The organism is Pseudomonadota bacterium (genome assembly GCA_010028905.1).
Taxonomy (GTDB): Bacteria; Vulcanimicrobiota; Xenobia; order RGZZ01; family RGZZ01; genus RGZZ01.
Map to the genome: position 1 here is coordinate 1 of RGZZ01000199.1, position 8,699 is coordinate 8,699.

General features: G+C 67.5%; 7 protein-coding genes. 5 read left to right on the forward strand and 2 right to left on the reverse strand.

The features are described from left to right. The coding region (locus EB084_13915) for a hypothetical protein (protein ID NDD29352.1) at positions 1-1,068 on the forward strand (1,068 nt) is incomplete at its 5' end. Here the strand turns inward: EB084_13915 and EB084_13920 are convergent. Both EB084_13920 and EB084_13925 read right to left on the reverse strand, forming a co-directional pair. Then, positions 1,063-2,733, reverse strand: a complete 1,671-nt coding sequence (locus EB084_13920) for a hypothetical protein (protein NDD29353.1) — start codon at positions 2,731-2,733, stop codon at positions 1,063-1,065. The two genes, EB084_13915 and EB084_13920, sit on opposite strands and share 6 nt — an antisense overlap. Before the next feature lie 109 nt (positions 2,734-2,842). Next, a complete protein-coding gene (locus tag EB084_13925; protein NDD29354.1) occupies positions 2,843-3,895 on the reverse strand; it encodes a DUF1521 domain-containing protein in 1,053 nt (350 codons plus the stop codon). A gap of 249 nt (positions 3,896-4,144) precedes the next feature. Between EB084_13925 and EB084_13930 the strand changes: the two genes are divergently transcribed. From EB084_13930 to EB084_13945, 4 genes are read left to right on the forward strand one after another with little or no spacing between them, the layout of a single operon-like run. Next, positions 4,145-5,479 (forward strand): ABC transporter substrate-binding protein, encoded by a 1,335-nt coding sequence (locus EB084_13930; protein ID NDD29355.1) that lies wholly within the window; start codon positions 4,145-4,147, stop codon positions 5,477-5,479. Next, positions 5,476-6,369 carry a sugar ABC transporter permease gene (locus EB084_13935; GenBank protein ID NDD29356.1) on the forward strand — a complete coding sequence of 298 codons (894 nt, stop codon included), beginning with the start codon at positions 5,476-5,478 and terminating at the stop codon, positions 6,367-6,369. Before EB084_13930 ends, EB084_13935 begins: the two co-directional genes overlap by 4 nt. Continuing rightward, positions 6,366-7,463 carry a carbohydrate ABC transporter permease gene (locus EB084_13940; GenBank protein NDD29357.1) on the forward strand — a complete coding sequence of 366 codons (1,098 nt, stop codon included), beginning with the start codon at positions 6,366-6,368 and terminating at the stop codon, positions 7,461-7,463. Before EB084_13935 ends, EB084_13940 begins: the two co-directional genes overlap by 4 nt. 4 nt (positions 7,464-7,467) lie before the next feature. After that, complete coding sequence (locus tag EB084_13945) at positions 7,468-8,616, forward strand: hypothetical protein (protein ID NDD29358.1); 1,149 nt, start codon at positions 7,468-7,470, stop codon at positions 8,614-8,616. The last annotated feature ends 83 nt before the right edge of the window (positions 8,617-8,699 follow it).

Below are 8,699 nucleotides of genomic sequence, written 5' to 3' on the forward strand. Positions count from 1 at the left end.
CGAGCGGCGACCTCGCACTACGACGCGTACGTGCTCTTCATGGAGCGGGCGCTGCAGATCGCCCGAACCGGAGGCGTGGTGAGCCTCATCACGTCGAACCGCTGGCTCTCCCAGCGATACGGCGAGGGGATACGTCGCGTGCTCCTCGAGAATCGCCTCGAGGGGGTGCTCGACCTGCGCTTCCACACCTTTGGAGACGCGGCCGTGGAGACGAGCATCATTCTCGTGCGCAAGCGACCGCCCGCCCCTGGGGAGCGCACGGTGCTCGATGTGATCACGTCTGCCGACGCCTATGGTTCCATGAGCCTGCGTGGTCGCGCGCGGGTTCCGCAGGCAAGCCTCGAGCCCAGTGGATTCCGCTTTCACGTGAAACCAGGCGAGCAGGCGCTGGCCGAGCAGATGCGCGCGCGGGGGACGCCGCTCGCTGAGCTCGCGTTCGTCACCCTGGGCATGGTCTTCCACGATCCACGCGCGGGCGGCCAGCGCAAAGCCGCGTTCATTCGCCCGACGCGCAGGGGACGATTTCGGCAGAGGTTGCTCGACGGGGTTCACGTCGATCGATGGCGCGCCTGTGGCGAGGTCTGGCTCGACTATCGTCCGGATCTGCACCGCGAGCCGCGCTTTCCGGAGCTGTTCGCAGCCGAGAAGGCGCTCTGTCGTCGCATTCTCGGACGGGGCGCCATTCGCGCAATGGTCGACGACGAGGGGTGCTTCTTCTCTGACAATGTGGTCGGCGTTGTGCCGTATCACGCCATCGCCGAGGCGCAGAGCCGCACCGCAAAGCGCGTGTGCACACCTGCGCGGGTGTCACGGAGCCGGGAGGTGCACCCGCACTACCTTGTGGCGCTGCTCAACAGCCGCTTGTTCACGTGGTACTACCAGACACACCTGGGGTTTGGCATGCATCTCTACCCCGCGCATCTCAAGCAGATGCCCATCGTCGTCGCTTCGGAAGAAGAGCAGGAGACCCTTGCCGCGCTGGCTCGTCGCGCTCGTGCCGGTGGGCCAGCGGCCGCGGCGATCGAGGCCGACATCGACGCACGGGTCGACGCGCTCTACGGGCTATGACTCTTCTTCCGGCGCGCTCGCCGGCGACGCCGCTTCATCGCGCACCCGCGCGGAGAGCATCTGCACGGAGTGCAGGCGCTTGTTGGCTTCCCACACGCTGCGCGTGCCTTCGATCAGGTGGTTCTTCTCCTGGTCGTCGACGTAGCAGCGATAGCGTGAGAGCCCCTGGCGGAAGTACTCCACCGCTTCCTTGAACTGGGCATCGATCTGCTCGTTCAGGGAGGCGATTCCGGCCAGCTGCTCGCGCTGGTCGGCGGGAACCGCGTCGCTCTTGACCTCAGGCTGTGCGCCCACGGTCGCGGCGTGGCGTTCAACCACCTCTTCGAGCCAGTTGAGCTCAGCCTCGAACTGCTCGAGGCTGATGTGACCTTCGGCCACCTCGTTCACGGCTTTGAAGATGCGCTGGATGTTCTCGCCGACCGGGATGTCTTCTTCACCGCTTCGGGCGGATGACATCTGCTCGGAGAACTCGAGGGTGCTCATGACGCCGGTCTCGGCGGGCTGGAGCAGCCGTGCACCGCACTTCTCGCAGGTGCGGCGGTCGCGCTCGTTGTACGCGCTGCAGCGCACGCACAGGATCTTGCCCTCGCGGTCGGCCAGCTCGGCAAACGCTTTCTGGGCCTCGTCGAGACGCTGCATGGCCTCCACCAGCTGCTTGGAGGCGGTTCCGAGCAAGAAGCCCTCTCTTGTCTCGAAGAAGCGATAGTACGTGTCGAGGGCCTGCTCTTCAAGCTCGAGCGCGGTTCTCACGCGCGCGGCCTCTTCCTGGATGAGCACCGACTCGATGTGGCCGCGCGCCGTGGCCTCGAACTGGCGCCGAAGGTTCTCGAAGTTGCCCTTCAGCTGGTCGAGGGCGTCGCGCAGGTACTGCTCGGGAATGCTGCCGGAGGCGTATTCGACGGCCATGTTGATGACGAAGTTGGCCATGGGCGACTGGGTCGGCCCCTGGGTGCGCATGCGCATCTGGATCTGGGGGATCAGATCGCGGATCTCTGTGAACGAGGCGCGCAGGTCTTCCATGCCCTTCTCGAGGAGCTCGGCACGGCCTTCCTTCACGAAATCGAGCAACATGCCGCAGGCGTCGGCATTGCGCTTGTACGATGCAAGCAGGAGATCGCGCTCTGCGGAGGGCTTCTGCTGGCTTGCCTGCTGATGCGCGATCTCAGCCAGGCGTCGGGCGCGGTCAACGGCGCTGTGGAAGTTGCCATCGCGTTCGATCTCGCCAGACCTGACGCGCTCGTAGAGCTGGTGGATGAAGTTGTAGTCCGGGATGTCAGACGGGCCCATGGCGACCAGGGCCTGGTTGCGCAGGTTGAACAACCCGTCGTTGAGCAGGAAGCTGGCGCGGCGGATGAGCTCGCCACCGCGCACCAGGGTGTAGGTCTGCTTGTCGGTGAAGTGCTGCTCGACGGTGGTGAGCCCGCCCTCGTAGAGCGTCACGGCCTGGCCGACCGCCTGGATCTGGGGGGCGCACGCCTCGCGCACGGGAGGCTGCAGGCCCTGCACCGTCTCGCTGATCTCAGCGCGCAGCGACGCCAGCTCGGTGTTCGCCCGCTCGAGCACGGGTCTGAGGATGTTCGCATCCTTGCCGTTGTTCACGACCTCCATGATGGCGTCGAGAATGGGATTGCGCGCTTCCCCCTGAGCGGATGTGCCCTGTGCCATGACTGCCTCCTGGAACGGCTTCGATGCGCTGGTCTGGCCCGGAATTCAAATGCCGACGCAGCAGTTCCTGCTACGTCGGCATTCGCGGGTGGTCTACCCGAGGGTCACGTCAGGCGGCGCGCATCCACCAGTTCTGGTTGGGCCACGCCGTTTGCTGCGGCTGCTCGAGCACCTTGATGTCGCGGTTGTGCGGGGTGACCGAGAGGTCGTCGGCCTGCTTGAACAGGTTGCGGTACACGAGGGCGCCGCTCTGGTCCTGGCCGAAGTAGGCCGTCTCGCCCGCTGCCTGGTGCTGGGCATCGTAGGCGGTCTGGTAGGGGTTGAAGTTCACGCCCTGGATCTGGTTGCCGTTGTTCTTGATGCGGATCTCCTGCGCGCCGTCGTAGATGGCGGTGTTCTCGATCAGACCGTTCGCGGAGGTCGCGTTCATGGTGATGCGGGTGCCGTCACCCAGAACCATCGTGCGGGTCTTCTCTTCCCAGTCCTTGACGTGCTGGCCGTCAACGTTCTCGTGCGGGTCACCCCAGTGCTGCACCGAGTGCTTGCCGCTCGGGTCGGTGACAGTGACCGTGTGGCCGTTCACCTGAACCTTGTAGCCGCCGCTGGTGGTGTAGGCGATGGGCTGGCCGTTGCCCTGCTGGGTCAGCTGGCCGCCCTGGTTCTGGGGCGGCTGATTGCAGGGCGGGTAGCAGCAGCCCTGCTGCTGCGGAGGCGGGAAGCACCCCGCGAAGCCCATCATTCCGAAGCCGCCCATCTGCGGGAAGCCGTAGCCGCCGCCAGGGAAGCCGCAGCCGCCGAAGCCGCCGAAGCCGCCGGGCATTCCGCCAGGCATTCCGTAGCCGCCGAAGCCGCCGCCCGGGAAGTAGGGGGCGTAGGGAGGGCACTGCGGGGGCTGCTGGTTCGCGCCCTGAATCGCATTGCCGAACAGCGCGCCGAGAGCGCCACCCGCGAGGGCTCCAACGGGGCCGCCGATTGCGAAGCCCACGAGGCCGCCTGCGATGGCACCGCCCCAGCCGCCGACATTGTGCTGAGAACCGCTCATTCCGGCTGCAGCGGCGCCCACGCCGATGCCGAATCCTGCGACCGCTCCGATGGGGCCGCCCACGAAGAATCCACCGACTGCTCCGATTGCGCCTGCGCCGAGTGCGGAAAGCCAGCTCATCGTTTTGATTCCTCCACTTTGCTGCCTGGTCGACGCTGCGGTCCGCGCGTTTGGCGGGGGGTGCGCTGCGTCGCTGACTTGTTGTTGAGATTATCACCCCAGAAGGCCGATTGTCTAGGGTTTGCGGGCAGGTTTAACCGAACATTTACAACGGTAACATCTTGTTAACATCTGGCGGGTTGCGCCCCCTGTCCGGGACGTGCCTCAGGCCTTGCAGGGCCGGTCTGTTCGCCGGCCAAGAACCTCCTGATGGAGATCTGTTCGCGCCCGCTGCCTCCAAGGGTTCATCGGTCGCTGCTGGCTTTTGTGCTGGTGGCCTTCGCGCTCGGGCTCCAGGGCTGCGCCCGGACCGAGGCTTCGGGGGTGCACCTGTCGTGGATCGCCAATCGCGACGACAGCGGTTTCGAGCACGAGCTCTTGCGCCGCTTCGAGCGCGCCCATCCGGACATCACCGTCTCCCTCGTCGAGATGTCGCACGACACCGACAACATCCACAACCAGTACGCGACCTACCTGGTCTCTGAAGACGACGCCATCGACCTGTACGGCATCGACGTCATCTGGCCGGCCGAGTTCGGGTCGGCGGGATGGGCGCTTCCGCTCGACGACTGGCTGTCTGCCGAGGCGCGGGCCGAGTTCCTGCCGGGCCCTCTGGCGGCCTGCTCCTACCGCGGTCACCTGTACGCGCTGCCCTGGTACAGCGACGCAGGCATGCTCTACTATCGCAAGGATCTCCTCGAGGAGAGCGGCGTGACGCCGCCCACCACCTGGAGCGAGCTGACCTCGGCGTCGCGCCGGCTGCGCGCGCGGGGACGCAGCGGATTTGTGTTCCAGGCGGGGCAGTATGAGGGCCTGGTGTGCAACTTCCTCGAACATGCCTGGGGCAATGGAGGCGACGTGCTCGACCGCGATGGTCGGGTTGTGCTCGACAGCCCCCAGAACGAAGAGGCCCTTCGACGCATGATCGAACTGATCGGAACCGATGGGGTGGCCCCCGCTTCGGTGGTCACCTTCCGTGAAGACGAGTCGCTCCGCTTCTTCCAGAGCGGTTCGGCGGTGTTCCTGCGCAGCTGGCCCTACGTCTGGGGGCTCACGCAGAAGCGGGGGGAGTCCCTTCTCGGCAAGGTGGGCATCGCGCCCGTGCCGCACGCCGATGGCGCGGGGCATCGCTCGGCCGGCTGCCTGGGGGGCTGGAACCTCATGGTCTCGCGGTGGTCGAAGCACCCGCGCGAGGCGTTCCTGCTGGCCTCCTTCCTCACCTCGCCTGAAGCGCAGCGCGAGCGGATGCTGGCCACCGGTCAGCTGCCCACCCGCATCGCTCCCTACAGCGACGCGGAGGTTCGCAAGGCTCATCCCGAGATGGCCGACCTCCTGGCGGTGTTCGAGGGGGCCCGCCCGCGACCGGTCACGCCGCACTACTCGAAGCTGTCAGACTGTCTGCAGATCGAGCTGCACCGCGCCATCTCCGGCGAGGTCGACGCGGGGGGGGCGCTGCGTGCCGCCGCCGCCCGCCTGCGTGCCCTCCCCGGATTCGAGGCCGCCCAGACGAGCCGCGCGCCGGCTGCGGCAGCGGGACGCCCATGACGTCGCCTCGCCCGGAGATCGACGAGCGACGGCTGGGCATCTGCATGGTCGCGCCCGCCGTCATCATCGTCGCTGTTGTGGCGCTCGCCCCGATTCTCGAGGCGGTTCGCCTCTCGCTCCATCGCGTTCAGCTGCAGTTCCCGGATCTCGGGCAGCCGTTCGTGGGGCTCGACAACTATGCCGCCCTCGCGCGTGAGCCCCGCGTGTGGAGCGCCCTGCACACAACCTTCACCTTCACCCTCGTCACGGTCTCCCTTGAGCTCGTGCTCGGGACCGGTCTTGCCCTGCTGCTCCATCGCGCCTTCTTCGGCCGAGGGCTGGTGCGTGCCGCCGCCCTCGTGCCCTGGGCGTTCACCACGGTCGTGGCGGCCTTGCTGTGGAAGTTCATGTACGACGCCGACTACGGCATCGTCAACGCGCTGCTGCTGCGCGCCCACGTGGTGGCCGAGCCGGTGGCCTGGCTGGCCACGCCGCGCAGCGCCCTGCTCTCGCTCATCGTTGCCGACGTCTGGAAGACCACCCCGTTCATGGCGCTGCTCATCCTGGCGGGCCTGCAGAGCATTCCCGCAGATGTGCTTGAGGCGGCCCGCATCGACGGCGCGTCTCCGCTGACCGCGTTCTTTCGCGTGACGCTGCCCCTGCTGCGGCCCACCCTGCTCGTGGCGCTTCTCTTTCGCACCCTCGACGCGTTCCGCGTCTTCGACATGGTGTTCGTGCTCACGCGCGGCGGACCCGGCAACGCCACGGAGTCGATCTCGTACCTCACGTATCTCACCCTCTTCCGGCAGTTCGACTTCGGCATGGGGTCCGCGCTCGCCGTGGTGACGTTCGCGTGCGTGCTGCTGGTGTCGTTCATGTTCATCCGCGTGCTGGGCGCGCGCCCGTCATGAGGCGCGCGGGGGACGCGGCCTTCGGCCTGCTCGTGCTCGTGGCGCTGCTCTCGCTGCTGCTGCCCTTTGCGGTGGTGGTGAGCACGTCGCTCAAAGCGCCGGGAGAGCTGCTGCAGAGAGCCCAGGACGGGGAGATGCCCTCGCTGCTCCCGCGCAGCCTCTTCATCGATACGATTGCGCTGCGCGTGCGCGGGCCGTCTTCGACAGCCCGGGCGGCGCAGCGAACCCTACGAGACCGTCTCGAGGCCCTGCGCGCAGAGACGCGGGTCGACCACTGGTCTGCGGTCATCGGCGAGACGGGCGAGGGGGAGGTGAGCGTGTCGTACGATCGACGGCTCGTCGGCCCGGCGGATGTGCAGCGGCTGGTCACCGATGCAGGCCTCTCGTTCACGCAGCCCGAGCCACCTCGACCCTGGCCCGTGCTGACGAGCTACGTCCGCGTGTTCACCCAGAACCCCTTCCATCTCTATCTGCTCAACAGCGCCGTGGTCGCCACGCTCACCACCCTGCTCTGCCTTCTCGTGGGGGGGACCTGCGCATACGCGCTGGCGCGCCTGCGCTTTCCGATGCGCGACGCGGTGCTGTCGCTGCTGCTGGCGGTGTCGATGTTCCCCCCCATCGCCGTGGTGAGCCCGCTCTTCCTCATCTTGAAGAAGGCGCATCTGCTCAACACCCATGCCGCGCTGGTGATTCCCTACACCGCCTTCGGTCTTCCCCTCACGGTGTGGACGCTCACCGGATTCTTCCGCGATCTGCCCCTCGAGCTCGAGGAGGCGGCGCGCGTCGACGGCTGCTCGCGCCTGCGCACGTTCGTCGAGATCTTCCTGCCGCTTGCCGGGCCCGGCGTCTTCACCTGCGCGATACTCGTGTTCATCTTTGCGTGGAACGAGTTCCTCTTCGCGCTGCTCTTCGTGACACGTGACGCCATGCGTACGGTCACGGTGGGCATCACGATGTATCCCGGTCAGTTCGACACCCCCTGGGGAACCATCTTTGCCGCGGCAACCATCGTCACGCTTCCCCTCATCGGCGTGGTGTTCGCGCTCCAGCGGCGCATCATTGAAGGCCTGACCGCGGGAGCGGTGAAAGGATGACGCCGTGGTAGACCTCCTGGCCTTTGGCGCTGACGCTGCTGATCTCGATGCCCTGACCGCCTACGCGGCCAGTCCGTTCACCCCCATCGCCGACGCCGTGCCCCTCCCGGATGAGCCGTTCGTGGCGGTCTGGCGCGCGTGGGCGCAGCAGGCGGAAGACGACGGGGCCTTCGCGACCTTGTCTCGTCATCTGCCCCAGCTGGCCTTCCCCATCGCCGCGGGCATGAGCCAGGCCTCAGACTATCGCGACGCGACGCTGCGGGGAGCGGATGTCTCTGGCCTGCCCGGCGCGACCGGGTTGAAGCTCGAGCAGCCGGAAGCGCTGCGCCTCGTGCTGCATGACACCCCCGCGGGCGCCGTGCCGGCGCTGCTCCCCCGCGGTCGGGCTGATTTCGAGAGCCTCGTGCGCGCGCTCGCAGGGCGCAACGAGCCGGTCGCGCTGCTCCCGTCGATGGGGGCGTGCACCGTTCAGGCCTACAACGACTGGGAGCGTCTGCGCGACTACCAGGCCTCCTGGATGTGCGGACATCCCGGGGAAGACTGGGGGGCCGAGCTTGCGCGGCTGCAGGCGCATCGCGAGGTGTACCAGGATCGCTTCCTGATTCTCAGCGATGGCGATTACAGCGGCGTGCCCGCGTCGCAAGCCAGCGTCGAGGCCAGCGCCTGGCGCGAGATGTCGGCCCGCATCCGCCTGCTGCATGAGTGCACCCACTACGTCACCCTGCGTCTCATGGGCAGCGCGCGAAACAACGCCATCGATGAGCTCATCTGCGACTTCGTCGGGTTCAGTGACGTGATGGGGCGCTTCGACGCCCGCCTCTTCCTGCGCGGCATGGGCATCTCTGTCGAGGGCGCCGGCGCGCCGGGGCCCTCGACCTGCGCCGAGGGCGGGCGCTTGCGCCAGTACGCATCGAGCCTCACGCCCACGGCCTTTCCGGTGCTGTGCGGCCTCGTGCGCGAGGCTGCGCTCACCCTCGAGCGCTTCGACGCGGCACGGCCGCGCACGAATGACGCCATGCTCGACAGCGTTGCCTTCATCTGGGCCATGGGCACCACGTCGGTCGTGGCCCTCGCAGGCGACGGCGGGCTTGAGCGCCTTCTCGAAGCCTTCGCCCGTGCGCGTGCAGAGGTTCGCCGGCGCGATCAGGCCTGAGGGCGCTTCTTCGCCGGGGCGGCGTTCTTCGCGGGAGCGGCCTTCTTCGCCGGGGCGGCCTTCTTCGCGGGGGCGGCCTTCTT

Excerpts from the sequence above, each read along its gene's own strand:
- EB084_13940 (NDD29357.1), top strand. The coding sequence starts at position 6,366 with ATGAGGCGCGCGGGGGACGCGGCCTTCGGCCTGCTCGTGCTCGTGGCG.
- EB084_13925 (NDD29354.1), bottom strand. The coding sequence starts at position 3,895 with ATGAGCTGGCTTTCCGCACTCGGCGCAGGCGCAATCGGAGCAGTCGGT.
- EB084_13935 (NDD29356.1), top strand. The coding sequence starts at position 5,476 with ATGACGTCGCCTCGCCCGGAGATCGACGAGCGACGGCTGGGCATCTGC.
- EB084_13920 (NDD29353.1), bottom strand. The coding sequence starts at position 2,733 with ATGGCACAGGGCACATCCGCTCAGGGGGAAGCGCGCAATCCCATTCTC.
- EB084_13930 (NDD29355.1), top strand. The coding sequence starts at position 4,145 with ATGGAGATCTGTTCGCGCCCGCTGCCTCCAAGGGTTCATCGGTCGCTG.